Genomic DNA, 26,970 nt, shown 5'->3' with positions numbered 1-26,970 from the left:
ATACTTGCCCCCAATCTCTGTTGGCGCTTCTGTGGATAAGATGTTCGCTGTCCGCTACAGGCCATATAAACCGGGCCTGTTAGCTGTATGATTAAAAAATGATCAATTTGCCGGTTTGGAGCGGCGAACCTCGCGTAAACCCTGATTTATCGCGGCTTTCGGCGGTTTTCCACAGAGACGGCGAAGTTGCCCCCAAAGTCTGTTGGCGCTTCTGTGGATAAGGTGTTCGCCATCCGCTACAGGCCACGTACTTCGTGGCTTTCAGGTGTCAGATCAAAAAATAACCAATCGCTGTTCAAAACCCTGCTTCTGGATAAGTCACGGATTTTCTTCGGTTTCTGTGGAGAAAGTTAGGGGGCGTCGCACACTTGTCCCCATTAGCTGTGGGTGGAGGTGTGGATAACTTGTTTGCGGAAGGCTGAAAGCCACGTAGGGCATAGCGCTGAACGGAATAGATCATATTTCGTACAGTTCTAATGTCGCGGAGAGTCAGAAGGGGATGTGTTGCGAGGGATGGCGCCATCGCGAGCAAGCTTGCTCCTACATTTGATCTTCGGTGCGCCAAAGATCCCCTGTGGGAGCGAGCCTGCTCGCGATGCTTTTGATCTTTAACCCTGAACCGGAACCCCTTTGAGGTAAGGCGCAGGCTCAGCGCCGAGGTTGTTCAGCAAACGCTCGCTGTACCAATCCACAAAGTTCACCACACCAAACTCATAGGTCTTGGAGTAAGGCCCAGGCTGGTACGCCGAGGAGTTGATCCCGCGCTGGTTTTCTTCAGCCAGGCGACGGTCCTGGTCGTTGGTGGCATCCCAGACCTGGCGCATGCGCTCCACGTCGTAGTCGACGCCTTCGACCGCGTCCTTGTGCACGATCCACTTGGTGGTGACCATGGTTTCCTGCGCGCTGATCGGCCACACCGTGAAGACGATGATATGGTCGCCCATGCAGTGGTTCCACGAGTGCGGCAGGTGCAGGATGCGCATCGAGCCCAGGTCCGGGTTCTTGATGCGGCCCATGAGTTTGGCGCAACCCTGTTTGCCGTCCATGGTCATCGACACGGTGCCCTTGAGCAGCGGCATGCGCACGATGCGGTTACGCAGGCCGAAACTGGCGTGGGCGTAAGGGATCTTCTCGGCTTCCCAGGCAGCGGCGGAAGCGGCGACGTGGTCCTTGAACGCCTGGTCGGCGCGCGGGTCGGTAACGTCGTCCCATTCCAGCAAGGTTTTCAGCAGTTCCGGGTGCGACGCGTTGCAGTGGTAGCACTCGCGGTTGTTTTCCAGCACCAGTTTCCAGTTGGCCTTTTCCATCAAGGTGGTTTGCACCGCCACCTTGGTGTTTTCCATGTCGTACGGTTCCATGTAATGGCTCAGCGTCGACAGGAAGTCATCGATGGCCGGCGGGTTCTCCGACAGGCTGATGAAGATATAGCCGCCGGCGGTCTTCACGTTCACCGGTTTCAGGCCGTACTGCTTCATGTCGAAATCGGCGCCCATTTCGGTGCCGGCGAACAGCAGACGGCCGTCCAGCTCGTAGGTCCACTGGTGGTAGTGGCAGACCAGCTTGGCGACTTTGCCTTTATCACTGGTGCACAGCCGCGAACCGCGGTGACGGCAGACGTTGTGGAAGGCGTGAACCACGCCTTCGGCGCCGCGAATCACGATGATCGGGTTCTTGCCGACTTGCAGGGTCAGGTAGTTGCCCTTGGTCGGGATTTCGCAGGTCATGCCGGCGATCAACCACTCTTTCTGGAAGATCTCCTGCATGTCGATATCAAACAGCCGCTCGTCAGAGTAAAACGGCTGCGGCAGCGAGAAGGTGCGCTCGCGCTCTTGCAGCATCTGCGCGGTGGCCTTGCGTGCGGGTTCCAGTGGATCGCCCAGGCTCAGGGTAGTAGTGACGTCCATCATTTAATCCTCAAGGCCATTCTGTGTGGCCGGCGAAAGTGGCTAATCAGGTTTGCTACGCAAGGTGTAATGGTTATGTCTTGGTATGGGGCGAGTGTGGGGCCGGCGTTGCCCGGAACCTTATCCATGGGCGACATGGCCCAATCTGTTCCCGACGCGTAACCCCCGGCAGTTGGGGGCTGGTCGCGATAAGTATGTGAATGTCGCAGATAGGTAAATGGGTGATCTGCGCTATACGCAGAATCGTCAACATAAGGCCGACCATCGGCGGTGGAGAACAGCATGTCCAACAGCTTCCTGAATCCGGTAACCACCCAGACCTGGGCCAATGGCCGACACATCGTCCGTTGCGTCAAAGTCATCCAGGAAACCTGGGATGTGCGCACCTTCTGCTTTATGGCCGACCAGCCGATCATGTTCTTCTTCAAGCCGGGGCAGTTCGTCACCCTGGAGCTGGAAATCGATGGCCAGCAGATCATGCGTTCGTACACCATTTCCAGTTCGCCCTCGGTGCCGTACAGCTTTTCGGTAACGATCAAGCGCGTGCCGGGCGGCAAGGTCTCGAACTGGCTGCACGACACCCTGCATGAAGGCTACGAACTGGCGGTGCACGGCCCGGTCGGGCTGTTTAACGCGATCGACTTCCCGAACCCGAAAGTGCTGTACCTCAGTGGCGGCGTGGGCATCACGCCGTGCATGTCCATGGCCCGCTGGTTCTTCGATACCAACGGCAATGTCGATATGGCGTTTATCCACAGCGCCCGCTCGCCGAAAGACATCATTTATCACCGCGAGCTGGAACACATGGCCGCGCGGATCGAAAATTTCAGCCTGCACCTGATCTGTGAAAAACATGGTTTCGGTGAGCCATGGGCCGGTTATCGCGGTTATCTGAACCACAAGATGCTGGAACTGATGGTCCCGGACTTCCTTGAGCGCGAAGTGTTCTGCTGCGGCCCGACGCCTTACATGAACGCGGTCAAGCGCCTGCTGGAAAACGCCGGCTTCAATATGAAGCACTACCACGAGGAATCATTCGGCGCCACGCCGCCAGAGGCGATCGCCGATGCCGTGGAGAATGCCGAGCAGGCCGCTGACGCGCCGGAAATCGATGCGGCTGATTTGCATGAGGTGGAATTCACCGCCTCGGGCAAGAGCATCCGTGTGGCACCGGGCGAGACCGTGCATGCGGCGGCCGCCAAGGTCGGCCTGATGATTCCGAAAGCTTGCGGCATGGGCATTTGCGGCACCTGCAAGGTGCTCAAGCTTGGCGGCGAAGTGGAGATGGACCACAACGGCGGGATCACCGAGGAAGACGAGGCCGAAGGGTTCATCCTGTCGTGCTGCAGCGTGCCGAAGGGCGACGTTCGCATCGAGTACTGATGGTCGCACGATAAACCTGTAGGAGCTGTCGAGTGAAACGAGGCGGCGATCTTTTGACCTTGATCTTTGAAGTCAAAAGATCGCCGCCTCGTTTCACTCGACAGCTCCTACAAGGTTGTGGATATCTCAGTCGACGAATAGGTCTGGCATCAACTTGTCGTTGGTGCCGGGCTCAAAGCGGTAATGATTGAATTCGGTCACGCCGTGCTCCCGCAGAATTTCCTCGTCAATCAGCAACTGACCGGTGATGCTGCGACCGCTGCTGTCCAGGATGACGTGTGCGGCATCCGCCATGATTTCCGGCGTACGCGCATGTTTGAACGACTCGCGTGAGCCCAATTGAAATTCGATGGCAGCGGTGGCGATCATGGTCTGCGGCCACAGCGAATTGACGCTGACCCCGTAATTCTTGAATTCCTCGCTCATGCCCAACGTGAGCATGCTCATGCCGTATTTGGTCACGGTGTACGGGCTGTATTGGGCGAACCACTTGGTTGCCAGGTTCAGTGGCGGTGACAGGTTGAGGATATGACCGCTGCTTTTCTTCAGGTAAGGCAAGGCTGCCTGGCTGCACAGCAATACGGCGCGGGTGTTGATCTGGTGCATCAGGTCAAAGCGCTTGAGCTCGATGTGCTGAACCCCGGTCAGCTTGATCGCGCCGGCGTTGTTGACCAGCGCATCGATGCCGCCGAAATGTTCGTTGGCCTGGGCCAGTGCCTCACGCACCGCGACTTCATCACGCACATCCACCTGCAGCGCCAGCGCCTTGCCGCCGGCGGCTTCGACTTCCTTTGCGACACTGAAAATCGTGCCCGGCAATTTGGCGTGCGGCTCTGCACTTTTGGCTGCAATCACGATGTTGGCCCCATCGCGCGCGGCCCGCAGCGCGATCTTACGACCAATCCCGCGGCTGGCGCCGGTGATGAACAGGGTTTTGCCTTGAAGGGACATGCGTGCGCTCCTGATTATTGTTATCTGAGCGCTTCAATGTAGACCAACATGCGTGGTGCATCTTGCTGGCGATGGTGGTGTGTCGGGTGTACCGCGTTTCGGCAATCGCCAGCAAGCTGGCTCCTACAGGGTTTGTGTCGTACGCAGGATGGGAGGTAGGGCGGGAATTTGTAGGAGCCGGCTTGCCGGCGATGACGGTGTGTCAGGCACACCGCGTCGTCTGGATCGCCAGCAAGCCGGCTCCTACAGGGTTTGTGTCGTACACAGGATGGGAGGTGGGGCGCGAATTTGTAGGAGCTGGCTTGCTAGCGATGGCGGTGTGTCGGGTGTACCGCGTTGCAGCGATCGCCAGCAAGCCGGCTCCTACAGGTTTTTCGTCGTACGCGGAATGGGAGGCGGGACGGGAATTTGTAGGAGCCGGCTTGCCGGCGATGGCGGTGTGTCAGGCACACCGCGTCGTCTGGATCGCCAGCAAGCTGGCTCCTACAGGTTTTGTGTTGTTAGCGGGACATCACTTCGCGGATATCTGCTGCCAATTCACGTACGCGTTCTTCCTCGGTGTCCCAGGAGCACATGAAGCGGGCGCCGCCGTTGCCGATGAAGGTGTAGAAGCGCCAGCCCTTGGCGGTCAGTGCGGCGATGGCCGGTTCCGAGAGTTGCAGGAACACGCCGTTGGCCTGCACCGGGAACATCAGCTCCACGCCCTGGATATCGCTGACCAGTTCCGCCAGCAGTTGCGCACAATGGTTGGCGTGGCGGGCGTATTTGAGCCAGGCGTCGTTTTCCAGGATCCCGACCCACGGTGCCGAGAGGAAACGCATTTTCGAGGCCAGTTGCCCGGCCTGCTTGCAGCGATAGTCGAAGTCTTCGGCCAGTTTGTGGTTGAAGAACAGAATCGCTTCACCCACTGCCATGCCGTTTTTCGTGCCGCCGAAGCACAGCACGTCAACGCCGGCCTTCCAGGTCAGGTCGGCCGGCGTGCAGCCGAGGAACGCGCAGGCGTTGGAGAAGCGCGCGCCGTCCATGTGCAGGTTCAGGCCGAGTTCTTTGCAAGTGGCGCTGATGGCGCGGATTTCTTCCGGGGTGTAGACGCTGCCGACTTCGGTGGCCTGGGTCAGGGTCACGACGCGCGGTTTCGGGTAGTGAATGTCCTGGCGCTTGAGGGCCACTTCGCGGATCGATTCCGGGGTCAGCTTGCCGTTCTCGGTGCGGGCGACCAGCAGCTTGGAGCCGTTGGAAAAGAACTCCGGCGCGCCGCATTCGTCGGTTTCGACGTGGGCGGTTTCCGAGCAGATCACGCTGTGGTAACTCTGGCACAGCGACGACAGGGCCAAGGAGTTGGCGGCGGTGCCGTTGAAGGCGAAGAACACTTCGCAGTCGGTTTCGAACAGTTTGCGGAAATCATCGGACGCGCGAGCGGTCCATTCATCGTCGCCGTAGGCGCGCTGGTGGCCGTGGTTGGCCTGTTCCATCGCCGCCCAGGCTTCAGGGCAGATACCGGAATAGTTGTCGCTGGCGAATTGTTGGCTCTTATCGGTCATGGCCCTGCTTTCCGTGGTCGGGACGCTTATGGTGAAGCGTCTCGTGGTCAATGATGGTGCGCACTTTACCGAAGATCATCCGGCGAGCACACAGGATGCGTCTGACAGAAAAATACAAAGACGACGGGCGATTATGCACATGACTCAACGGGATGGGGCACTGGATCTGCTCAAGTGGCTGGCGCTGCTGAGCATGGTGCTCGATCACCTGCGATATGTCGGTTATTCCCTCGATCTGCTGTATGTGCCCGGACGACTGGCATTTCCGTGGTTCTGTCTGGCAATGGCGGCGAACCTGTCGCGTTCACGACAAGTCACACCTCAATGGCGGTATCTGGGCTGGTTGATTCTGTTTAGTGCTATCAGCGAAATCCCTTACAGGATGTACATCCCCGATCCCGACACCTTGAACGTGCTGCCTACGCTGGCGCTTGGGCTGTTGGTCGCGCGCGGTTGGCAGCAAAAGACGCTGCCATCGCGCCTGCTTGCGGTTGCTGTCTTAGTGCTGGCAGCGGTGTTCACGGAATACCTGATGTTCGGCGTTTTTGGTGTGTTGTTGCCGCTGGCGATGTTGCTGGTGATCAAGCGGCCCTGGTATTTCAGCCTGTTGCCGGGGTTGATCTGTCTGGCTGCCAATCAGTGGGAGGTGCTGTATTACTCCGCCCGGTTGGGTAACAGTGCGGCGATCCCAGGCATTGCCACTTGTCTGATCGCGCCATGGCTCGGGTTGTTCTTGTTGCGACATGCGCGACGCATCAATCCTCCACCCATGCGGCGCTGGGCGTATGCGCTCTATCCGCTGCATTTCCTGCTTCTGTTACTCGTCCGCCAGATCGCCACCTAACCCCTGTAGGAGCTGGCTTGCCAGCGATAGCGGTGGGTCAGCCGCCATCAATGCTGTATGTGACGCCCTCATCGCTGGCAAGCCAGCTCCCACAGGGTTTACCGCTGATTTGAGAACGGGGCTCGGTCTGTCATTTCCCGCCATGTCGTAAACGCACCTTTGCGTGGCGTCCGTAGGCATTTGACCTGTCTGCGCCGGTCATACCATCGCTATCAAAGGGCACTGCCGAAACGCCGTGCCTTACCGAGACGAATGGCGCACAGATGCCGCTGGGAGAGACGCGATGTTCAGCAAGCAAGACCAGATCAAAGGTTACGACGATGCACTGCTGGCGGCGATGAATGCCGAGGAGCAACGCCAGGAAGATCACATCGAGCTGATCGCGTCCGAAAACTACACCAGCAAACGCGTCATGGAAGCTCAGGGCAGCGGCCTGACCAACAAATACGCCGAAGGCTATCCGGGCAAGCGCTACTACGGTGGCTGCGAGCACGTCGACAAGGTTGAAGCACTGGCCATCGAACGCGCCAAGCAACTGTTCGGCGCCGATTACGCCAACGTGCAGCCGCACTCCGGCTCTTCGGCCAACAGCGCCGTTTACCTGGCCCTGCTGCAAGCCGGCGACACCATTCTGGGCATGAGCCTGGCCCACGGCGGTCACCTGACCCACGGCGCCAAGGTTTCGTCCTCGGGCAAGCTGTACAACGCCGTGCAGTACGGCATCGACACCAAGACCGGTCTGATCGACTACGACGAAGTCGAGCGCCTGGCCGTCGAGTGCAAGCCGAAGATGATCGTTGCCGGCTTCTCGGCTTACTCCAAGACCCTCGACTTCCCACGCTTCCGTCAGATCGCCGACAAGGTCGGTGCGCTGCTGTTCGTCGACATGGCCCACGTTGCCGGTCTGGTCGCTGCCGGCCTGTACCCGAACCCGCTGCCGTACGCCGACGTGGTGACCACCACCACCCACAAGACCCTGCGCGGTCCGCGTGGCGGCCTGATCCTGGCCAAGGCCAACGAAGAAATCGAGAAGAAGCTCAACGCAGCCGTATTCCCGGGTGCCCAAGGCGGCCCGCTGATGCACGTCATCGCCGGTAAAGCGGTGTGCTTCAAGGAAGCGCTGGAGCCAGGTTTCAAGGCTTACCAGCAACAAGTGATCGATAACGCCCAGGCCATGGCCGGCGTATTTATCAAACGCGGCTACGATGTAGTGTCCGGCGGCACCGATAACCACCTGTTCCTGGTCAGCCTGATTCGTCAGGGCCTCACCGGCAAAGAGGCGGATGCAGCACTCGGTCGCGCCCACATCACTGTGAACAAGAACGCTGTCCCGAACGATCCACAGTCGCCGTTCGTCACTTCCGGCCTGCGTATCGGCACCCCTGCGGTGACCACACGCGGCTTCAAGGTGACCCAGTGCGTCACGCTGGCCGGCTGGATCTGCGACATCCTCGACAACCTCGGCGACGCCGATGTCGAAGCGAACGTCGCGCAGCAAGTGTCGGCCCTGTGCGCGGACTTCCCGGTTTATCGCTGAGCGCGGTTTTGGAGTAAATGACTATGCAACGCTACTCGGGCTTCGGCCTCTTCAAACACTCCCTCAGCCATCATGAAAACTGGCAGAAAATGTGGCGCACGCCGACCCCTAAAAAGGTCTACGACGTGGTCATCGTCGGCGGTGGCGGGCATGGTCTCGCCACGGCTTACTACCTGGCCAAGGAACACGGCATCACCAACGTGGCCGTGGTCGAAAAAGGCTGGCTGGGCGGCGGTAACACCGCGCGCAACACCACCATCGTTCGCTCGAACTACCTGTGGGACGAGTCGGCGCACCTGTACGAACACGCGATGAAACTGTGGGAAGGCCTGTCCCAGGACCTGAACTACAACGTGATGTTCTCCCAGCGCGGCGTCTACAACCTGTGCCACACCCTGCAGGACATTCGTGATTCCGAGCGTCGGGTCAGCGCCAACCGCCTCAACGGCGTGGACGGCGAACTGCTCGATGCCAAGCAAGTAGCGGACGAGATTCCGTACCTCGACTGCTCCAAGAACACTCGCTACCCGGTGATGGGCGCTACCGTCCAGCGTCGCGGCGGCGTGGCTCGTCACGATGCCGTGGCATGGGGCTTTGCCCGTGCCGCTGACGCACTCGGCGTGGACCTGATCCAGCAGACCGAAGTGATCGGTTTCCGCAAGGAAAACGGCGTGTGCATCGGCGTTGAAACCAACAAGGGCTTCATCGGCGCCAAGCGCGTCGGTGTGGTCACCGCCGGTAACTCCGGGCACATGGCCAAACTCGCCGGTTTCCGTCTGCCGATCGAATCCCACCCGCTGCAAGCGCTGGTGTCCGAGCCGATCAAGCCGATTATCGACAGCGTGATCATGTCCAACGCCGTACACGGTTACATCAGCCAGTCCGACAAGGGCGACCTGGTGATCGGCGCCGGTATCGACGGCTACAACGGCTACGGCCAGCGTGGTTCGTACCCGGTGATCGAGCACACCATCCAGGCCATCGTCGAGATGTTCCCGGTCTTGTCCCGCGTACGCATGAACCGGCAGTGGGGCGGCATCGTCGACACCACGCCGGATGCCTGCCCGATCATCTCGAAAACCCCGGTCCCGAACATGTTCTTCAACTGCGGTTGGGGCACCGGTGGCTTCAAGGCAACACCTGGCTCGGGCAACGTGTTTGCCGCGAGCCTGGCCAAGGGTGAAATGCACCCATTGGCCGCACCTTTCTCCATCGACCGTTTCCACAACGGTGCGTTGATCGATGAACACGGCGCTGCTGCGGTTGCCCACTAACAGGAGAAATCCCCATGTTGCATATCTTCTGTCCTCACTGCGGTGAGCTGCGCTCTGAAGAGGAATTCCACGCATCCGGCCAGGCGCACATCCCGCGTCCACTGGATCCGAACACCTGCACCGACGAGGAGTGGGGCGACTACATGTTCTTCCGCGATAACCCTCGCGGTCTGCACCACGAGCTGTGGGATCACGTTGCCGGTTGCCGTCAGTACTTCAACGTCACCCGCGACACCGTGACCTACGAGATTCTCGAGACTTACAAGATCGGCACCAAGCCACAATTCACCGACAAGACCGATAGCTCGAAAGCGGCTACGACGGCTCTGGGAGAGAAGGTATGAGCCAGATCAATCGCCTGTCCAATGGCGGACGGATCGACCGCAACAAAGTGCTGAGCTTCACCTTCAACGGCCAGGCCTACAAAGGCTTTGAAGGCGATTCCCTGGCCGCTGCACTGCTGGCCAACGGCGTCGACATCATCGGTCGCAGCTTCAAGTATTCCCGTCCGCGCGGCATCTTCGCCGCCGGTGCCGAAGAGCCGAACGCCGTGCTGCAGATCGGCGCGACCGAAGCCACGCAAATCCCGAACGTACGCGCCACGCAACAAGCGCTGTACCAGGGCCTGGTCGCCACCAGCACCAACGGCTGGCCGAGCGTGAACAACGACATGATGGGGATTCTCGGCAAGGTCGGCGGCAAGCTGATGCCACCGGGCTTCTACTACAAAACCTTCATGTACCCGCAATCGTTCTGGATGACTTACGAGAAGTACATTCGTAAGGCTGCCGGTCTTGGCCGCTCGCCGACCGAGAACGATCCGGACACCTACGACTACATGAACCAGCACTGCGACGTGCTGATCGTCGGCGGTGGCCCGGCTGGCCTGGCCGCTGCTTTGGCAGCCGCTCGCAGCGGTGCTCGCGTCATTCTGGCCGATGAGCAGGAAGAGTTCGGCGGCAGCCTGCTCGACTCCCGCGAAAGCCTCGATGGCAAACCTGCCGTGGAATGGGTCGCCAGCGTCCTCGACGAACTGAAGAACACCCCGGACGTGCTGCTGTTGCCGCGCGCCACGGTCAACGGCTACCACGACCATAACTTCCTGACCATCCACGAGCGCCTGACCGATCACCTCGGCGACCGCGCACCGATTGGCCAGGTGCGTCAACGCATCCACCGGGTTCGCGCCAAGCGTGTGGTGCTGGCGACCGGCGCTCACGAGCGTCCACTGGTCTACGGCAACAACGACGTGCCGGGCAACATGCTCGCCGGCGCTGTGTCGACTTACGTCCGTCGCTACGGCGTGGCACCGGGTAAAAAACTGGTGCTGTCGACCAACAACGATCACGCCTACCGCGTTGCACTGGATTGGCTCGACGCCAGCCTGCAAGTGGTGGCCATCGCCGACGCCCGCAGCAATCCGCGTGGTGCACTGGTTGAAGAAGCCCGCGCCAAAGGCATTCGCATCCTGACCGGCAGCGCCGTGATCGAGGCCCGTGGCAGCAAGCACGTGACCGCCGCTCGCGTCGCCGCGATCGACGTCAAAGCCCACGCCGTGACCAGCCCTGGCGAGTGGCTCGAATGCGACCTGGTTGCCAGTTCCGGCGGTTACAGCCCGGTGGTTCACCTGGCTTCGCACTTGGGTGGCAAGCCAATCTGGCGTGAAGACATCCTCGGTTTCGTACCGGGCGAAGCACCGCAGAAACGCGTGTGCGTCGGTGGCATCAACGGCGTCTACGGTCTCGGCGATTCGCTGGCCGACGGTTTTGAAGGCGGCGCTCGCGCAGCCAGCGAAGCCGGTTTCAGCGTGGTCGAAGGCACCTTGCCGAAAGCCCTGAGCCGTCTGGAAGAGCCTACGTTGGCACTGTTCCAGGTGCCGCATGAAAAGAACACCGCACGTGCGCCGAAGCAATTCGTCGACCTGCAAAACGACGTCACCGCCGCCGCCATCGAACTGGCGACCCGCGAGGGCTTCGAGTCGGTCGAGCACGTCAAACGCTACACCGCACTGGGCTTCGGCACTGACCAGGGCAAGCTCGGCAACGTCAACGGCCTGGCCATTGCCGCCCGTTCGCTGAACGTGACCATCCCGCAGATGGGCACCACCATGTTCCGTCCGAACTACACGCCGGTGACCTTCGGCGCCGTGGCCGGCCGTCACTGTGGGCACATCTTCGAACCTGTACGCTTCACTGCGCTGCATCACTGGCACGTGAAGAATGGCGCCGAATTCGAAGACGTCGGTCAGTGGAAACGTCCTTGGTACTTCCCGAAAAACGGTGAAGACATTCACGCCGCCGTGAAACGCGAATGCAAAGCCGTGCGCGACAGCGTCGGCCTGCTGGATGCGTCGACCCTCGGCAAGATCGACATTCAAGGCCCGGATGCGCGTGAGTTCCTCAACCGCGTCTACACCAACGCCTGGACCAAGCTCGACGTGGGCAAGGCGCGTTATGGCCTGATGTGCAAAGAAGACGGCATGGTCTTCGACGACGGCGTCACCGCTTGCCTCGCCGACAACCACTTCGTGATGACCACCACCACCGGCGGCGCTGCACGCGTGCTGCAATGGCTGGAAATCTACTCCCAGACCGAATGGCCAGAGCTGAAGGTGTACTTCACTTCCGTGACGGATCACTGGGCAACCATGACCCTGTCCGGGCCGAACAGCCGCAAGCTGCTCAGCGAAGTCACCGACATCGATCTGAGCAACGAAGCCTTCCCGTTCATGACCTGGAAAGAAGGTCTGGTCGGCGGTGTACCGGCGCGGGTGTTCCGGATCTCGTTTACCGGTGAGCTGTCGTACGAAGTCAACGTGCAAGCCGACTACGCCATGGGCGTGCTCGAAAAAATCGCCGAGGCCGGCAAGCAGTACAACCTGACGCCGTACGGCACCGAAACCATGCACATCCTGCGTGCGGAGAAGGGCTTCATCATCGTCGGTCAGGACACTGACAGCTCGATGACCCCGGACGACCTGAACATGGGCTGGTGTGTCGGTCGCACCAAACCGTTCTCGTGGATCGGCTGGCGTGGCATGAATCGCGAAGACTGCGTGCGTGATCAACGTAAACAACTGGTGGGCCTGAAGCCGATCGATCCGACCAAATGGCTGCCGGAAGGTGCGCAACTGGTGTTCAACACCAAGCAGACGATCCCGATGACGATGGTCGGTCACGTCACCTCCAGCTACCTGCACAACTCCCTCGGCTATTCGTTTGCCATGGGCGTGGTCAAGGGCGGCTTGAAGCGGATCGGCGAGCGCGTATTCGCACCGCTGGCCGATGGCAGCGTGATCGAGGCGGAAATCGTTTCTTCGGTGTTCTTCGATCCGAAAGGCGATCGCCAGAACGTGTGATTGCCGGATGTGGTGCATCTGATGCACCGCATCGCCGGCGAGCCGGCTCCTACAGGATGTACGCGATTTGTAGGAGCCGGCTTGCCGGCGATGACGCCAGATCAGTCACCGCAAGCCTCACAACAGAATTCAGGAAAGGTGCTTTATGACCGCAGCCAATGTTTACCAACAACGCCCAACTACTGGGGCCAAGGCCGAGTCGTCGCTGCATCATGCCGACCTCGCCAGCCTGGTCGGCAAGGGCCGCAAAAACGCCGGCGTGATCGTGCGTGAGAAAAAACTCCTCGGCCACCTGACCATCCGTGGCGATGGCCACGATGCCGCGTTCGCCGCTGGCGTGCACAAGGCCCTGGGCATCGAATTGCCGAGCGCGCTGACCGTGATCGTCAAGGGCGAAACCAGCCTGCAATGGATGGGGCCGGATGAGTATTTGCTGATCGTGCCGACCGGCGAAGAATTTGCCGCCGAGAAAAAGCTCCGTGAAGCGCTGGGCGACCTGCACATCCAGATCGTCAACGTCAGCGGTGGCCAGCAGATCCTCGAACTGAGCGGTCCGAACGTACGCCAGGTGCTGATGAAGTCCACCAGCTACGACGTACACCCCAACAGCTTCCCGGTCGGCAAGGCTGTCGGCACTGTGTTTGCCAAGTCGCAACTGGTGATCCGCCACACCGCCGAAGACACCTGGGAACTGCTGATCCGTCGCAGCTTCTCGGATTACTGGTGGTTGTGGTTGCAGGATGCGGCGGCCGAGTACGGGCTTAGCGTTCAGGCTTGAGATTTTATCGCCGGCAAGCCGGCTCCTACATGTTGTTCATCTGACCTGTAGGAGCCGGCTTGCCGGCGATCAACCGCGCAGCGGTTGCCCATAACAACAGGAGTCACCGCACTATGAGCCGCGCCCCAGACACATGGATTCTGACCGCCGACTGCCCAAGCGTCCTCGGCACCGTGGACGCGGTGACCCGCTTTCTGTTCGAGCAGGGCTGCTACGTCACCGAGCACCATTCGTTCGATGACCGGCTCTCGGGTCGTTTCTTCATCCGCGTGGAATTCCGTCAGCCTGACGGCTTCGACGAACAAGCCTTCCGCGCAGGGCTGGAAGAGCGTGGCCAGGCGTTCGGCATGATCTTCGAGCTGACCCCGCCGCATCACCGCCCGAAAGTGGTGATCATGGTCTCCAAGGCCGATCACTGCCTCAACGATTTGCTCTACCGCCAACGCATCGGCCAGTTGTCGATGGACGTCGCCGCCGTGGTTTCCAACCACCCGGACCTCAAGCCGTTGGCCGACTGGCACCAGATTCCGTACTACCACTTCCCGCTCGACCCGAACGACAAGCCGTCGCAAGAGCGCCAGGTGTTGCAGGTGATCGAAGAATCCGGTGCCGAGCTGGTGATTCTTGCGCGCTACATGCAGGTGTTGTCGCCGGAGCTGTGCCGCAAACTCGATGGCAAGGCGATCAATATCCACCACTCCCTGCTGCCCGGTTTCAAAGGCGCCAAGCCGTATCACCAGGCCTACAACAAGGGCGTGAAACTGGTCGGCGCCACAGCGCATTACATCAATAACGACCTGGACGAAGGCCCGATCATCGCCCAGGGCGTGGAGGTGGTGGACCACAGTCATTACCCGGAAGATTTGATCGCCAAGGGGCGGGATATCGAGGGGCTGACGTTGGCGCGGGCGGTTGGGTATCACATTGAGCGACGGGTGTTCCTCAACGCCAATCGCACCGTCGTTCTTTAGTTCGCCTTCGCGGGCAAGCCTCGCTCCTACAGGTGAGCGAGTTGCCCTTGTAGGAGCGAGGCTTGCCCGCGAAGGGGCCCTTACAAACAACACAAGACACACAGGCAATAACCCGAGCAATCAACGCGCCGCCGATCCTGGGCGACGCGGCTATTACATAAAAACAACAGCGAGGTGAAAGCATGTCTGGCAATCGTGGTGTGGTGTATCTCGGCGCTGGCAAGGTCGAAGTACAGAAAATCGACTATCCGAAAATGCAGGACCCGCGTGGCAGGAAGATCAATCACGCCGTGATTCTGCGCGTGGTTTCCACCAACATCTGTGGTTCCGACCAGCACATGGTGCGCGGTCGTACCACTGCTCAAACCGGTCTGGTACTGGGTCACGAAATCACCGGTGAGGTGATCGAGAAGGGCAGCGACGTCGAGAACCTGCAAATCGGCGACCTGGTGTCCGTTCCGTTCAACGTGGCTTGCGGGCGCTGCCGTTCCTGCAAGGAAATGCACACCGGCGTCTGCCTCAGCGTTAACCCGGCACGTCCGGGCGGTGCTTACGGTTACGTCGACATGGGCGACTGGACCGGCGGCCAGGCTGAGTACGCGATGGTGCCGTACGCTGACTTCAACCTGCTGAAACTGCCTGACCGCGATCGCGCGATGGAAAAAATCCGCGACCTGACCTGCCTCTCCGACATCCTGCCGACCGGTTACCACGGCGCAGTGACTGCCGGCGTTGGCCCGGGCAGCACGGTGTACATCGCCGGTGCCGGTCCGGTTGGTCTGGCGGCTGCCGCTTCCGCCCGCCTGCTGGGTGCGGCAGTGGTCATCGTCGGTGACGTCAACACCGTCCGCCTGGCGCACGCCAAGGCGCAGGGCTTCGAAATCGCCGACCTGTCCCTGGACACCCCACTGCACGAACAAATCGCCGCATTGCTGGGCGAGCCAGAAGTGGATTGCGCCATCGACGCCGTGGGCTTCGAAGCGCGCGGTCACGGCCATGACGGCGTGAAGCACGAGGCTCCGGCCACCGTGCTCAACTCGCTGATGGGCGTGGTTCGCGTGGCGGGCAAAATCGGTATCCCTGGCCTGTACGTCACCGAAGATCCGGGTGCCGTGGACGCCGCCGCGAAAATGGGCAGCCTGAGCATTCGCTTCGGTCTGGGCTGGGCCAAATCCCACAGCTTCCACACTGGCCAGACCCCGGTGATGAAGTACAACCGCCAGCTGATGCAGGCGATCATGTGGGACCGCATCAACATCGCCGAAGTGGTGGGCGTTCAGGTGATCAGCCTGGATCAGGCACCGCAGGGCTACGGTGAGTTCGATGCAGGCGTGCCGAAGAAGTTTGTGATTGATCCACACAAACTGTTCAGCGCGGCATAAGGCTTCACGCAATGCAAAACGGCGACCCTCGGGTCGCCGTTTTTGTTTGAGTCATCCATCTGTCCAGTGACGAACGGGCTCAAAATGGGCGTAGCGCTGAGGAACATGCCAGCAGAAGCCGAGTCAAATCGGCAGGTTTTTCCGCCCATTGCCGGGCGGTTTTCATGGCGCAAGAGGATGTCTGGATGAAGTTTTCACGTGGTTTTGTACTGGCATCGCTCATGACTCTGGCGGCCAGTCCGGTCTTCGCGCAGTTCAGCTTGAGCGATGCAGCCAGTGCCATTTCCGGCATGAAGGACGATAACGCCGCCACAGCGGCAGCGCCGACTGCTGAAACAGCCGATCTGCTGGGTGCGCTCAGCGAGTTGAACCTGACGCCACAACAATTGCTTGGCGGTACCGGAGCGATGCTCGGCCTGGCGAAGAATCAATTGAGTTCGACCGACTATTCGGAACTGGCCCAAAGCGTACCGGGCATCGACATGCTGTCCGGCGGCGGTGAACTGGGTGCCATCGCCGGTTTGCTCGGTTCGTCCGGCAAGGTGGCCGGGCTGGACAATGTCTTGGGCAACGTCAAGGACACCAATGACCTGAACAATGCGTTCAGCGCATTGGGCATGGAAAGCGGCATGATCGGTCAGTTTGCCCCGCTGATTCTGCAATACCTCGGTCAGCAGGGCGTCGCCGGTTCGCTGCTGCAGAACCTGGGCGGGATCTGGGGCGCCGGCACCTGATTCAGCGGCGCTCGGCGCGCAAGGCGTCGATGCGCCGGTCCTTCTCGATCCAGAGCTGGTTGACCCAGTTCTGGACCGTTTCGCGAAACACCGGATCGTTCTCGTAATCGCCCTGCCACAACGCGGGGTCGAGTTCGCGGGTCTTGATGTCGATGATGACCCTCGGCACGTTGCCGCTGATCAAATCCCAAAACCCCGGGATCTTCGGCTGCGGATACACCACCGTCACATCGAGAATGGCGTCCAGCTGTTCACCCATTGCCGCCAGCACAAACGCCACGCCGCCAGCCTTGGGCTTGAGCAAATGGGTGAACGGTGACTGCTGCTGAGTACTTTTTGCTGCCGTGAACCGGGTGCCTTCCAGGTAATTGACCACCGTTACGGGCTGGCGCTTGAACAGCTCGCACGCGGCTTTGGTGATCTCCAGATCCTTGCCGGCAAGTTGCGGGTTCTTTGCCAGAAAGGCCTTGGTGTAGCGCTTCATGAACGGGTAATCCAGCGCCCACCACGCCAGGCCCAGGAACGGCACCCAGATCAGTTCTTTCTTGAGGAAGAACTTGAAGAACGGCGTACGCCGGTTGAGCGTCTGGATCAATGCCGGAATGTCCACCCAGGATTGGTGGTTGCTGATCACAAGGTACGACGTGTCGACCCGCAGGTCATCGCCGCCCCGCACGTCCCATTGCGTGGGGATGCACAGACGGAAGATCAGCTTGTCGATCTCGGCCCAGGTCTCGGCGATCCACATCACTGCCGCTGATGCGTAATCACGCAAGCGGCCGGGCAGGACCAGTTTGAGCAGGGCAAACACCATCAGCGGCCCGAACAGGACCAGGGTGTTGAGCAACAGCAGCAGGGTAACGAAACAGCCGGTGAGCAGGCGGCGCATAAGTAACTCTTGAAAGCGTCTGGGCGCGCCATGATAAGCAGCTTCGGGCGACAGGCCAAATCGGGGGGGAACGAATGTTTCACGGTTGCGTGGGTATGCTGGAACTGTGGTGATCATTCCGGCCTCTTCGCGGGCAAGCCTCGCTCCTACAGGTTTCCCGCTATCCATGTAGGAGCGAGGCTTGCCCGCGAAGCGATCTCAAGAACGAACGAATTGCCCACTGACGGTCTAAAATTCCGCTGCCCACTTTCCCAGGATGCCCCTTACGTGAAATCCCTCCTCGCATTGCTTTCCCTCGTGGCCCTTCCGGTCCTGGCCGCCGAGCCGACCCTGTACGGTCGCTACGAATACATTGCGCTGCCGGAAATCGGCGGCGAAGTCCTCAAGGCCAAAATGGACACCGGCGCCCTGACCGCCTCGCTGTCGGCCAAGGACATCGAAACCTTCACCCGCGATGGCGATGAATGGGTGCGCTTCCGTCTCGCCACCAAAGACGCGAGCAACAAGGTCTACGAACACAAGGTCGCGCGGATCAGCAAGATCAAGACCCGCTCCGAAGAGGACGAGGATGAAGATGTAGCGGCGCCCACCAAGCGCCCGGTGGTCGATCTGGAACTGTGCCTGGGTAACGTCAAGCGCACGGTTGAGGTCAACCTCACCGACCGCAGCAGCTTCAACTATCCGCTGCTGATCGGCGCCAAAGCCCTGCGTGAGTTCGGCGCGGCCGTGAACCCGGCGCGGCGTTTTACGGCGGACAAGCCCGACTGCTGATTTCAAGTGGTCTCATTGACGTGACGTGAGGCATGGGGCACCGTTCGCCCACTCAACTGCCGGGCTCGGACGCCATGCCTCATATCCTGATTGTCGAAGACGAAGCGGCGATTGCCGACACCCTGATTTTCGCCTTGCAGGGCGAAGGGTTCACCACGACGTGGCTGAGCCTTGGCGCCGCCGCGCTGGACCATCAGCGGCAGTCCCCGGCCGATCTGATCATTCTCGACATCGGCCTGCCGGATATCAGCGGCTTCGAAACCTGCAAGCAACTGCGCCGTTTCAGTGAGGTGCCGGTGATTTTCCTCAGCGCGCGTGATGCGGAAATCGACCGTGTCGTGGGCCTGGAAATCGGTGCCGACGATTATGTAGTCAAGCCGTTCAGCCCACGGGAAGTGGCCGCACGCGTGCGGGCCATCCTCAAGCGCATGGCGCCGCGTGCAGTGGCCGACGCTGGCTCTGCACTGTTTCGCATCGACAGCGAGCGGGTACAGATCTGCTATCGCGGCCAGTTGCTGAGCCTCACCCGCCACGAATTCCGCCTGCTGCAATGCCTGTTGGAACAACCCGAACGCGTGTTCAGCCGCGAGCAGTTGCTCGATGCGCTGGGCGTCGCCGCCGACGCCGGGTATGAGCGCAGCATCGACAGCCACATCAAGAGCGTGCGCGCCAAATTGCGTCTGGTGAAGGCTGACGCCGAACCGATCCAGACCCATCGCGGCCTCGGTTACAGCTACAGTCCGGGGCACAGCTGATGCCCTTGGGGATCCGGATATTCTTGGTCTATGTGCTGTTCATCGGCCTGACCGGCTACTTCGTGCTGAACACCGTGATGGAGGAAATCCGCCCCGGCGTGCGTCAGTCCACCGAAGAAACCCTGGTCGATACCGCCAACCTGATGGCCGAGATCCTGCGCGACGATTTCAAGGCCGGCACGCTCAATCAGAACCGTTGGCCCGAATTGCTCAAGGCCTATGGCGAGCGGCAGCCGAAGGCGAGCATCTGGGGGTTGCCGAAAAATCAGGTCAACCACCGTATCTACGTCACCGACGCCAAGGGCATCGTGGTACTGGATTCCAGCGGTGTGGCGGTGGGTCAGGATTACTCGCGCTGGAACGATGTTCTGCTGACTTTGCGCGGTGAGTACGGCGCCCGCTCCAGTCGCAGCGATCCGAATGATGCCAGCTCTTCGGTGATGCACGTTGGCGCGCCGATCCGCGACAACGGTCGGATCATCGGCGTGGTCACCGTGGCCAAACCCAATAGCTCGTTGCAGCCTTACGTCGATCGTACCGAGCGCCGATTGCTCGCGTATGGCGCCGGGCTGATCGGCCTCGGCTTGCTGTTTGGTGCGTTGCTGTCGTGGTGGCTGAGCGCAGCGCTGCGGCGCTTGACCGCTTATGCGAAAGCCGTGAGTGAAGGCCGGCGAGTCGAGGTCCCACACTATCGCGGCGGCGAGCTGGAGCAACTGGCGACTGCTGTGGAACAGATGCGCACGCAGCTCGAAGGCAAGGCCTACGTCGAGCGTTACGTGCACACGTTGACCCATGAATTGAAAAGCCCGCTGGCGGCGATTCGTGGTGCGGCGGAGTTGCTGCAAGGGGAGATGCCGTTGGCGCAACGGCAGCGTTTCGTCAGCAACATCGACAGCGAAAGCGTGCGGATGCAGCAGTTGATCGAACGGTTGCTGAACCTGGCGCAGGTTGAGCAGCGCCAAGGCTTGGAAGAGCGGGTGGTCGTGCCGTTGGCGGATTTGGTCGATGAGTTGCTGAGTGCTCAGGCCGGGCGCATCGAAGGCAAACGGTTACGCGTGGATCAGGCGATTCCAGGGGATCTGGCGTTGACCGGAGAACCGTTTTTGTTGCGTCAGGCGCTGGGTAATCTGCTGGAAAATGCGTTGGATTTCACGCCGGTGAATGGCGTGCTGCGATTCGGCGCGGAGCGGATTGGCGAACAGATTGAGTTCAAACTGTTCAATCAGGCCGAAGCGATTCCCGAATACGCGTTGCCGCGATTGAGTGAGCGCTTCTATTCGTTGCCGCGTCCGGACAGTGGACGTAAGAGCACAGGGCTTGGGCTCAATTTTGTAGAGGAAGTGGTGAAGCTGCATGGTGGAACATTGAGCATTGGCAATGTCGAGGGTGGGGTTGAAGTGACTTTGCGTCTGGCTTAGAACCGAGTTGCGGCCAATCGCCGGCCCAGTCTCCACATAATCTCCATACTTCCCCCACAAAACCCCCACACACCCATCCCAGACTCTCCCCATCCAAACAGGGAGAGTCCCATGAACCGAAATCTGACCATAAAACTCGGGGCCATTGCCCTGCTGATTCTGTTGTTGCTGATCCCGTTGCTGATGATCAACGGCGTGATTCAGGAGCGCCAGGAACTGCGCGACGGTGTGCTCGAAGACATCGCGCGCAGTTCCAGCTACAGCCAGCGCCTGAGCGGGCCGTTGATGGTGGTGCCTTATCGCAAAGTGGTGCGCACCTGGAAGCTCAACGAAAAAACCAACGAGCGTTACCAGGACATCGGCGAAGAGCGCGGCCGTTTGTACTTCCTGCCGGAGCGTTTCGAACTCGACGGGCAGGTCCAGACCGAGCTGCGTTCCCGGGGCATCTACGAGGCGCGGCTGTTCCACGCCGACAACCGCATCAGCGGACACTTCTCGGTGCCGGCGCAACTGGGCATCAAGGAAAATTTCGCCGACTACCAGTTCGATCAGCCGTTCCTTGCCGTCGGCATCAGCGACATTCGCGGCATCGAGAATGCATTGAAACTGGAGCTCAATGACCAGCGCCTGGACTTCATCCCCGGCAGTCAGGTGGGCTGGTTGGGCGAAGGTGTGCACGTGACGCTGCCAGCGCTTGACCCACGTCAGGCCACGGAACTGGCCTTCGGTTTCGACTTGCGCTTGCAAGGCACCGGCCAGTTGCAGGTTCTCCCGGTGGGCAAAACCAGCAAAGTCTCGCTGGCCGCCAACTGGCCGCATCCGAGCTTCATCGGCAATTATTTGCCGGCCCAGCGCGAAGTCTCCGACCAGGGCTTTACCGCGAATTGGCAGACCTCGTTTTTCTCCACCAACCTGCAAGAAGCGCTGAGCAGTTGCGTGTCCGGCCGCGACTGTGACGCGTTCAGCGGCCGCAGCTTCGGCGTGAGCTTCATCGACCCGGTGGACCAGTACCTGAAAAGCGACCGGGCGATCAAATACGCGCTGCTGTTCATCGTCCTGACCTTCGCCGGTTTCTTCCTCTTCGAAGTCCTTAAGAGCCTGGCGGTGCACCCGGTGCAATATGCGTTGGTGGGCGTGGCGCTGGCGTTCTTTTATCTGCTGTTGCTGTCGTTGTCCGAGCACATCGGTTTTGCCCTGGCGTATCTGTTGTCGGCCAGCGGCTGTGTGTTGTTGATCGGTTTCTATGTCTGCCACGTGCTGCGCAGCGTGCGCCACGGCTTGAGTTTTTCGGCAGGATTGGCGGCGTTGTATGGCCTGCTCTATGGCTTGTTGAGCGCCGAGGATTACGCGCTGTTGATGGGGTCGTTGCTGCTGTTCGGGTTGCTGGGTGTGTTCATGGTGCTGACCCGCAAGCTGGATTGGTACGGGATCGGGCAGAAGGCGGCCAAGCCGCTGGAATTCGATATCGGGGTGGTGGAATGAGTCGGTCGTTGGGGTTGCGTGAGGATCAGCGGGAGGGGGAGGTGTTGGCGACGCTGATTTTTGGGTTGTTTCCGGTAGATCCGGTGTGGTGCCATCGCGAGCAGGCTCGCTCCCACACTGGATCTGCGACATTGCCCATATGTTGTGAGCAACCAAAATCAAATGTAGGAGCGAGCCTGCTCGCGATGGGGCCGGACCAGCAAGCGAAGACCTAGACCTTCGGCATCGTCGCCACCATCGAAGGCCGCTGGCTCACCTCGAAATACCAGTCCGCCAGCTTCGGATTCACCTCGCGCCATCCCAGGTCCGGATGGCGCAAATCCACGTAACCCAACGCACACGCCACACTGATCGCCGCCACATCGAAATGGCTGGTCAGCTCGGCAATCGCATCCGCTTCCAGCAAGGCCAAGGCGCGGCGAATCTTGTCGCGCTGGCCATCGAGCCATTCGTCCCAGTGTTTTTCCGGGGCGCGCAGGGCGACTTCGTAACGCACCAGCACCGCAGCGTCCATGATCCCGTCGGCCAGGGAGGCCAGGGTCAGGCGACGCCAGCGTGCCGAGCCTTCGCGGGGAATCAGCGGGTTGCCGACGTGTTGGTGGTCGAGGTAATCGAGAATCACCCGGCTGTCATGGATGACGTTGCCGTCGGCCAGGCGCAGGGCCGGGATTTTGCTCAGCGGGTTGTCATCGATCAGGGGCAGGTCCGGGGCGACCGGGGTCAGCACACAGTTTTGCAGGGCGACGCGGTCTTGCTGACCGGTCTCGTGCAACAGCACCATGACTTTGCGAACGAAGGGCGACAACGGGTTGTGGTAGAGGGTCATGCTCGGGGCGGACATGGCAGCATCTCGGTCGGTTTGCAGTGTCGGGAGCATAGCGCGTGGATCACGTAACTTGTAGGAGCGAAGCTTGCTCGCGATGGAGGATAACGATAACGCGTAAAACCAGATGCCCAGTGGAGTCCTCGGGTTTTTCGCGAGCAAGCTTCGCTCCTACAGGTTTGGTGTGGTTATCGGCGTTGCAGGAGGCCGCGCAGGGCGAGGGTTGCGGGAACACCCAGACCGAGCCAGCTCAACGCATCCCACACACCATCGCCCAGCAAAGCCGCGAATAACCCGGCAGCGCTGAGCAGCGCGATGACCGTCGGCGTAGAGAAGACCTTCCAGAAATTCGACTGCCGCGGCTTCATGCGATGGCCTCCGCTTGTTCCAGTACTGGCCTTGCCGCTTTGCGCCGCACCACCCACAGGTAAACCCCGCTGCCGAGCACGATGATGGTCAGCACATCGAGGGTCGCCCAGAGGATCTTCATCGGCATGCCGCCGTAGTCACCGAAGTGCAACGGCTGCGACATGCCCATGGCGTCCATGTACCACGGCCGTTCGGCCACGGCGGTGACTTGCAGGGTGCTGGCGTCGATCAGCACCGGCGTCAGCAGATGCGAGGTTAGGTGCGTGCTGCCCTTCATGAACACCGCGTAATGGTGCTCACTGGAAAACCGCGTGCCGGGGAAGGCGATGAAGTCTGGCTGCATACCGGGTGCGACTTCTTTGGCGATGTCGAGCAAGCGGGTCGCAGGCGCGAGTTGCGTCAGCGCCGGCGCATCGCGATACGGTGCGACCATCGCGCTCAGGCTGTCATTGCGCCACGCGGCGATCAACAGGTCGGCGCAAGCACTGATGACACCGGTGACGCCGACCACCAGAGCCCAGGTCAGGGTGACGACACCGATCAGGTTATGCAGGTCGAGCCAGCGCAGACGCGTGGATTTGTTCTGGCGTACGGTGGCGAATTTCAACCGGCGCATGAACGGCAGGTACAGCACCGTCCCGGACACGATAGCCGCTACAAACAGAATCCCCATGAACGCCAGCAGCAGCTTGCCCGGCAGGCCGGCGAACATGTCCACGTGCAGGCGCAGCATGACCATCATGAAGCCGCCGTTGGCCGATGGCATCTCCAGCGCTTCACCGGTGCGGGCGTCGAGCATGAACGTGTGCGACGAATTCGGTTCGGTGCCGGCAGTGGCCGCCATGATCGCGATGGCGGCGTTCGGTTCGTCTTCGTCGAAGCCGAAATACTGCATGACTTCGCCGGGCCGATGTTTTTGAGCGGCCTGCACCAGCTGCTGCAGATTCAATTGCGGGGTGTCGGCCGGCAGCTGCTGCAACTCGGCGGCATCGCCCAGCAAGTGGTCGATTTCGTGGTGGAAGATCAACGGCAAGCCGGTCAGTGCCAGCATCAGCAGGAAGACCGTGCAGATCAGGCTGGTCCAGGTGTGGACGAAGGACCAGCGGCGAATGGTTTTGCTTTTCATGACCCATCCAAATGCAAAAGGGCCACGGCTGTACCGTGACCCTTGTGTGGCTGTAATCCGCTCAGCGGATTACCACTTGTAGTTGACTGCCGCCACGACATTGCGCTCGTCGCCGTAGTAGCACCAGGTGCCATCGCAGGTCGACAGATAGTCCTTGTTGAACAGGTTCTTCGCGGTGACGTCAACCGAAACGCCTGCCAGTACCGGGTTGATGCGGCTCAGGTCGTAATGCACGGCGGCGTCGTACACGGTGTACGAACCCACGTGACCATTGTTGGTGTTGGCCGTGTTGCCGTAGGTATCGCCGACATAACGCACGCCAGCGCCCACGCCAAAACCGTCGAGCACACCGGTGTGCCACGTGTAATCGGACCACAGGGAGGCCTGATTGCGCGGGACCAGTTTCATCCGGTTGCCCTTGTCGTCGCCCTTGAGGATCTCGGTATCGGTGTAGGTGTAGGAGCCCACCAGTTTCAGGTTGTCGGTGACATCGGAGACGGCTTCCAGCTCGATACCGCGCACTTTCAATTCACCGATCTGGCTGGTGACGTTGTTCTGCGACACCGACACGTTCTGCTGGCGAAGGTCGAACGCGGCAGCGGTCAGCAAGGTGCGGCTGCCCGGTGGCTGGTACTTGACGCCGACTTCGGTCTGCTTGCCTTCGGTGGGTTTGAACGACTGGGTCGAACGGGCATCGGCGCCCATCGAAGGCTGGAACGACTCGGTGTAGGAGATGTACGGCGTGATCCCGGAGTCGAACACGTAACTCAGGCCTGCGTTGCCGCTGAAAGCCTTGTCGCGCTGGGTGTTGGTGGCATCGCCCTGGTTATTGAACTGCGTCGAGCTGTGAATCCAGTCTTCGCGGCCGCCGAGGGTCAGGCGCCATTTGTCCAGGGAGATCTGGTCCTGGGCGTAGAGGCCGGTCTGGTTGGTTTTCTGGTTGTAGTCGTAAAAGGTGCTGTACGCGACGTTGGAGAAGTCCGCACCACGGATTGGCTTGATCACATTGCTGTCGGGTGCGTTGCCTTCCAGCCATTTGTAATTGGTGTTGGTCCGCTGGTGGTCCAGGCCCAACAGCACGACATGGCTCAGCGCACCGGTCTGGAAGTCGGCCTGGAAGTTGTTGTCCACGGCGAACTGGCTGATGTCCTCATCGACCTGATCGACCAGACGGCGCAGGGTGCCGTCCGCCGCCACGACGTCACCGAACGATGCATAGGCTTGCTGGAACGACAGATCGCTTTTGGTGTAACGCAGGTTTTGCTTGAACTGCCAGACATCGTTCAGGCGATGGTCGAAGGCGTAACCCAGTGCGTAATAGGTGCGGTCGTAGTGATCGGAGTCCGGATCGCCAAGGTTTTTATGGTGCGAAATTTTCGCCCCGGCCGGAGAGGCCAGCTTGGTGCCTTGCAGAGGCAGGAACTGACCACTGACCCCGGTATCGTCGCGGGTGAACTGCGAGAGGAAGGTCAGGTGTGTATCGTCATCGATGTTCCAGGTCAGGCTCGGCGCGAGGTTGTAGCGCTTGTCATCAATGTGATCGACCGGCATGCCGCTGTCGCGCACCACGCCGTCGACGCGGTACAGGAACTGACCCTCGTCATCGATTTTTCCGGTGCTGTCGAAGCTGATTTGCTTGCGATTGTTGCTGCCGACTTCGGCTCGCACCTCGTGGCTGGCAATGGCGTAGGGACGGCGGCTGACCATGTCGAGCATGCCGCCCGGTGGCGTCTGGCCGTATACCGAGGAGGCCGGGCCGCGCAGGAGCGTGATGCGTTCCAGGTTCCAGGTTTCAGCCTTCGGATTGGCGTAGGAACCTTTTGGCAACGGCAGGCCGTCGAGGAACTGGGTTGGCTCGAAGCCGCGTACACGCAGCCAGTCGGCGCGGGAGTCGCTGCCATAACTGCTGGCGATCACGCCTGGCATGTAACGCACGGCGTCATCGAGATTCTGTACGCCGCGATCTTCCATCTGGGCGCGGGTGATCACCGACATCGAGCGAGGTGCTTCGACAATCGGCGTATCGGTCTTGGTGCCGGCAGCGGTGCGAGTGGCGACGTAACCGTCTACCGGGCCCCAGGCGTTTTCAGTGTTTTCTACGCCGATCACGCTGGTTTCCGGCAGGGCCACCACGCCTTCAGGCATGGCCACCAGGCTGTAGGTGCCAGTGCTGCTCTGTTCCAGTTGCAGACCGGTGCCACGCAAAGCCGCCTGCAAGGCGCCAAGCGCGTCGAACTGGCCATTGACCGGTGCCGACGTCTTGCCCGCCGCCAGCGACGGATTCAGCGACAGCGCCAGGCCCGACTGGCTGGCGATCTGGTTCAACGTTGTGGCCAATGGCGCGGCCGGCAGGTTGTAGGAACGAACGCTGGACGCTTGTTCGGCGGCGATCAGTTGGCTACTGGCCAGAGGGGCGCAAAGGGCAATGGCGACCGCCAGCAGACTGGGGCGCAACAAGGTGTTTAGCGAACGGGACATGCAACGGCTCCTGAAAGGGAATACTTCTCAATTGCCTAGGTGCCGGACGAGAATCAAAAAGTGATAGGGCTGGATGAAAATAATTTCGATTCAGCAATTGTGGTGAGGCTGAGGGCCTCTTCGCGGGCAAGCCTCGCTCCTACAGGGTTTTGTGTCGTACACAGAATTACCGTTCGACACAAAACCCTGTAGGAGCGAGGCT

Annotated in this window: 22 protein-coding genes; 14 read left to right on the top strand and 8 right to left on the bottom strand. The window is 60.5% G+C overall.

Annotated elements, in window-relative coordinates:
* Window positions 1-608: 608 nt before the first annotated feature.
* Entirely contained in the window at window positions 609-1,904 is a 1,296-nt protein-coding gene (gene gbcA / locus KGB24_RS09315) for a glycine-betaine demethylase subunit GbcA (RefSeq protein ID WP_223413624.1), read from the bottom strand.
* Between the two features lie 282 nt (window positions 1,905-2,186).
* On the opposite strand from gbcA, the gene gbcB reads away from it, so the two are divergent.
* Window positions 2,187-3,287 carry a glycine-betaine demethylase subunit GbcB gene (gbcB, locus tag KGB24_RS09310; RefSeq protein ID WP_192227594.1) on the top strand — a complete coding sequence of 367 codons (1,101 nt, stop codon included), beginning with the start codon at window positions 2,187-2,189 and terminating at the stop codon, window positions 3,285-3,287.
* 126 nt (window positions 3,288-3,413) lie between these two features.
* Here gbcB and KGB24_RS09305 read toward each other — a convergent pair whose 3' ends face one another.
* Together KGB24_RS09305 and KGB24_RS09300 are read right to left on the bottom strand one after the other, a co-directional pair.
* Window positions 3,414-4,238 carry an SDR family oxidoreductase gene (locus KGB24_RS09305; protein WP_223413626.1) on the bottom strand — a complete coding sequence of 275 codons (825 nt, stop codon included), beginning with the start codon at window positions 4,236-4,238 and terminating at the stop codon, window positions 3,414-3,416.
* A gap of 500 nt (window positions 4,239-4,738) precedes the next feature.
* Complete coding sequence (locus tag KGB24_RS09300; protein WP_008035042.1) at window positions 4,739-5,779, bottom strand: low specificity L-threonine aldolase; 1,041 nt, start codon at window positions 5,777-5,779, stop codon at window positions 4,739-4,741.
* A gap of 133 nt (window positions 5,780-5,912) precedes the next feature.
* On the opposite strand from KGB24_RS09300, the gene KGB24_RS09295 reads away from it, so the two are divergent.
* The 9 genes from KGB24_RS09295 (at window position 5,913) to KGB24_RS09255 (ending at window position 16,657) form a co-directional block, all read left to right on the top strand.
* Window positions 5,913-6,623 (top strand): TraX family protein, encoded by a 711-nt coding sequence (locus KGB24_RS09295; protein ID WP_223413661.1) that lies wholly within the window; start codon window positions 5,913-5,915, stop codon window positions 6,621-6,623.
* A gap of 283 nt (window positions 6,624-6,906) precedes the next feature.
* The gene (glyA, locus tag KGB24_RS09290; RefSeq protein WP_008035038.1) at window positions 6,907-8,160 is read left to right on the top strand and encodes a serine hydroxymethyltransferase; all 1,254 of its coding nucleotides are present in this window, start codon (window positions 6,907-6,909) and stop codon (window positions 8,158-8,160) included.
* Between the two features lie 23 nt (window positions 8,161-8,183).
* Complete coding sequence (locus KGB24_RS09285; protein ID WP_007947735.1) at window positions 8,184-9,434, top strand: sarcosine oxidase subunit beta; 1,251 nt, start codon at window positions 8,184-8,186, stop codon at window positions 9,432-9,434.
* 14 nt (window positions 9,435-9,448) lie between these two features.
* Window positions 9,449-9,778, top strand: a complete 330-nt coding sequence (locus tag KGB24_RS09280) for a sarcosine oxidase subunit delta (protein ID WP_008035036.1) — start codon at window positions 9,449-9,451, stop codon at window positions 9,776-9,778.
* Window positions 9,775-12,792, top strand: coding sequence for a sarcosine oxidase subunit alpha (locus KGB24_RS09275; protein ID WP_223413627.1), 3,018 nt, complete (start codon window positions 9,775-9,777; stop codon window positions 12,790-12,792). The genes KGB24_RS09280 and KGB24_RS09275 overlap by 4 nt, the downstream gene beginning before the upstream one ends.
* Window positions 12,793-12,937: 145 nt before the next feature.
* Window positions 12,938-13,570, top strand: coding sequence for a sarcosine oxidase subunit gamma (locus KGB24_RS09270; RefSeq protein WP_008035033.1), 633 nt, complete (start codon window positions 12,938-12,940; stop codon window positions 13,568-13,570).
* Window positions 13,571-13,683: 113 nt separating this feature from the next.
* The gene (gene purU / locus KGB24_RS09265) at window positions 13,684-14,541 is read left to right on the top strand and encodes a formyltetrahydrofolate deformylase (RefSeq protein ID WP_008035031.1); all 858 of its coding nucleotides are present in this window, start codon (window positions 13,684-13,686) and stop codon (window positions 14,539-14,541) included.
* Window positions 14,542-14,723: 182 nt separating this feature from the next.
* Window positions 14,724-15,923, top strand: a complete 1,200-nt coding sequence (fdhA, locus tag KGB24_RS09260; RefSeq protein WP_008035029.1) for a formaldehyde dehydrogenase, glutathione-independent — start codon at window positions 14,724-14,726, stop codon at window positions 15,921-15,923.
* Window positions 15,924-16,108: 185 nt separating this feature from the next.
* Complete coding sequence (locus KGB24_RS09255; protein ID WP_223413628.1) at window positions 16,109-16,657, top strand: DUF2780 domain-containing protein; 549 nt, start codon at window positions 16,109-16,111, stop codon at window positions 16,655-16,657.
* Window position 16,658: 1 nt separating this feature from the next.
* Here the strand turns inward: KGB24_RS09255 and KGB24_RS09250 are convergent, their stop codons facing one another.
* Complete coding sequence (locus KGB24_RS09250) at window positions 16,659-17,546, bottom strand: acyltransferase (protein WP_223413629.1); 888 nt, start codon at window positions 17,544-17,546, stop codon at window positions 16,659-16,661.
* 267 nt (window positions 17,547-17,813) lie between these two features.
* Between KGB24_RS09250 and KGB24_RS09245 the strand changes: the two genes are divergently transcribed.
* From KGB24_RS09245 to creD, 4 genes are all read left to right on the top strand, one after another.
* A complete protein-coding gene (locus KGB24_RS09245) occupies window positions 17,814-18,317 on the top strand; it encodes an ATP-dependent zinc protease (RefSeq protein WP_223413630.1) in 504 nt (167 codons plus the stop codon).
* A gap of 74 nt (window positions 18,318-18,391) precedes the next feature.
* Complete coding sequence (creB, locus tag KGB24_RS09240) at window positions 18,392-19,072, top strand: two-component system response regulator CreB (RefSeq protein ID WP_223413631.1); 681 nt, start codon at window positions 18,392-18,394, stop codon at window positions 19,070-19,072.
* Window positions 19,072-20,490 (top strand): two-component system sensor histidine kinase CreC, encoded by a 1,419-nt coding sequence (gene creC / locus KGB24_RS09235; RefSeq protein ID WP_223413632.1) that lies wholly within the window; start codon window positions 19,072-19,074, stop codon window positions 20,488-20,490. Before creB ends, creC begins: the two co-directional genes overlap by 1 nt.
* Window positions 20,491-20,601: 111 nt before the next feature.
* Window positions 20,602-21,972 (top strand): cell envelope integrity protein CreD, encoded by a 1,371-nt coding sequence (gene creD, locus KGB24_RS09230; RefSeq protein WP_223413633.1) that lies wholly within the window; start codon window positions 20,602-20,604, stop codon window positions 21,970-21,972.
* A 211-nt stretch (window positions 21,973-22,183) separates the two neighbouring features.
* On the opposite strand, the gene KGB24_RS09225 is transcribed toward creD, so the two are convergent.
* The 4 genes from KGB24_RS09225 to KGB24_RS09210 form a co-directional block, all read right to left on the bottom strand.
* Window positions 22,184-22,813 carry a glutathione S-transferase gene (locus tag KGB24_RS09225; protein ID WP_223413635.1) on the bottom strand — a complete coding sequence of 210 codons (630 nt, stop codon included), beginning with the start codon at window positions 22,811-22,813 and terminating at the stop codon, window positions 22,184-22,186.
* Window positions 22,814-22,983: 170 nt separating this feature from the next.
* Window positions 22,984-23,163, bottom strand: coding sequence for a hypothetical protein (locus tag KGB24_RS09220; protein WP_223413636.1), 180 nt, complete (start codon window positions 23,161-23,163; stop codon window positions 22,984-22,986).
* Window positions 23,160-24,290, bottom strand: coding sequence for a PepSY-associated TM helix domain-containing protein (locus KGB24_RS09215; protein WP_223413637.1), 1,131 nt, complete (start codon window positions 24,288-24,290; stop codon window positions 23,160-23,162). Before KGB24_RS09215 ends, KGB24_RS09220 begins: the two co-directional genes overlap by 4 nt.
* 69 nt (window positions 24,291-24,359) lie before the next feature.
* Window positions 24,360-26,768: a TonB-dependent siderophore receptor gene (locus KGB24_RS09210; RefSeq protein WP_223413638.1), complete on the bottom strand. Its 2,409-nt coding sequence runs from the start codon at window positions 26,766-26,768 to the stop codon at window positions 24,360-24,362.
* Between the last annotated feature and the right edge of the window lie 202 nt (window positions 26,769-26,970).

This window comes from Pseudomonas sp. BF-RE-25 (genome assembly GCF_019956105.1).
GTDB lineage: Bacteria > Pseudomonadota > Gammaproteobacteria > Pseudomonadales > Pseudomonadaceae > Aquipseudomonas > Aquipseudomonas migulae.
Note: the sequence above shows the minus strand (reverse complement) of the source record. Positions and strands in the feature narration are given on the sequence as shown.

Excerpts from the sequence above, each read along its gene's own strand:
- gbcA (WP_223413624.1), bottom strand. The coding sequence starts at position 1,904 with ATGGACGTCACTACTACCCTGAGCCTGGGCGATCCACTGGAACCCGCA.
- gbcB (WP_192227594.1), top strand. The coding sequence starts at position 2,187 with ATGTCCAACAGCTTCCTGAATCCGGTAACCACCCAGACCTGGGCCAAT.
- KGB24_RS09305 (WP_223413626.1), bottom strand. The coding sequence starts at position 4,238 with ATGTCCCTTCAAGGCAAAACCCTGTTCATCACCGGCGCCAGCCGCGGG.
- KGB24_RS09300 (WP_008035042.1), bottom strand. The coding sequence starts at position 5,779 with ATGACCGATAAGAGCCAACAATTCGCCAGCGACAACTATTCCGGTATC.
- KGB24_RS09295 (WP_223413661.1), top strand. The coding sequence starts at position 5,913 with ATGCACATGACTCAACGGGATGGGGCACTGGATCTGCTCAAGTGGCTG.
- glyA (WP_008035038.1), top strand. The coding sequence starts at position 6,907 with ATGTTCAGCAAGCAAGACCAGATCAAAGGTTACGACGATGCACTGCTG.
- KGB24_RS09285 (WP_007947735.1), top strand. The coding sequence starts at position 8,184 with ATGCAACGCTACTCGGGCTTCGGCCTCTTCAAACACTCCCTCAGCCAT.
- KGB24_RS09280 (WP_008035036.1), top strand. The coding sequence starts at position 9,449 with ATGTTGCATATCTTCTGTCCTCACTGCGGTGAGCTGCGCTCTGAAGAG.
- KGB24_RS09275 (WP_223413627.1), top strand. The coding sequence starts at position 9,775 with ATGAGCCAGATCAATCGCCTGTCCAATGGCGGACGGATCGACCGCAAC.
- KGB24_RS09270 (WP_008035033.1), top strand. The coding sequence starts at position 12,938 with ATGACCGCAGCCAATGTTTACCAACAACGCCCAACTACTGGGGCCAAG.
- purU (WP_008035031.1), top strand. The coding sequence starts at position 13,684 with ATGAGCCGCGCCCCAGACACATGGATTCTGACCGCCGACTGCCCAAGC.
- fdhA (WP_008035029.1), top strand. The coding sequence starts at position 14,724 with ATGTCTGGCAATCGTGGTGTGGTGTATCTCGGCGCTGGCAAGGTCGAA.
- KGB24_RS09255 (WP_223413628.1), top strand. The coding sequence starts at position 16,109 with ATGAAGTTTTCACGTGGTTTTGTACTGGCATCGCTCATGACTCTGGCG.
- KGB24_RS09250 (WP_223413629.1), bottom strand. The coding sequence starts at position 17,546 with ATGCGCCGCCTGCTCACCGGCTGTTTCGTTACCCTGCTGCTGTTGCTC.
- creB (WP_223413631.1), top strand. The coding sequence starts at position 18,392 with ATGCCTCATATCCTGATTGTCGAAGACGAAGCGGCGATTGCCGACACC.
- creC (WP_223413632.1), top strand. The coding sequence starts at position 19,072 with ATGCCCTTGGGGATCCGGATATTCTTGGTCTATGTGCTGTTCATCGGC.
- creD (WP_223413633.1), top strand. The coding sequence starts at position 20,602 with ATGAACCGAAATCTGACCATAAAACTCGGGGCCATTGCCCTGCTGATT.
- KGB24_RS09225 (WP_223413635.1), bottom strand. The coding sequence starts at position 22,813 with ATGTCCGCCCCGAGCATGACCCTCTACCACAACCCGTTGTCGCCCTTC.
- KGB24_RS09220 (WP_223413636.1), bottom strand. The coding sequence starts at position 23,163 with ATGAAGCCGCGGCAGTCGAATTTCTGGAAGGTCTTCTCTACGCCGACG.
- KGB24_RS09215 (WP_223413637.1), bottom strand. The coding sequence starts at position 24,290 with ATGAAAAGCAAAACCATTCGCCGCTGGTCCTTCGTCCACACCTGGACC.
- KGB24_RS09210 (WP_223413638.1), bottom strand. The coding sequence starts at position 26,768 with ATGTCCCGTTCGCTAAACACCTTGTTGCGCCCCAGTCTGCTGGCGGTC.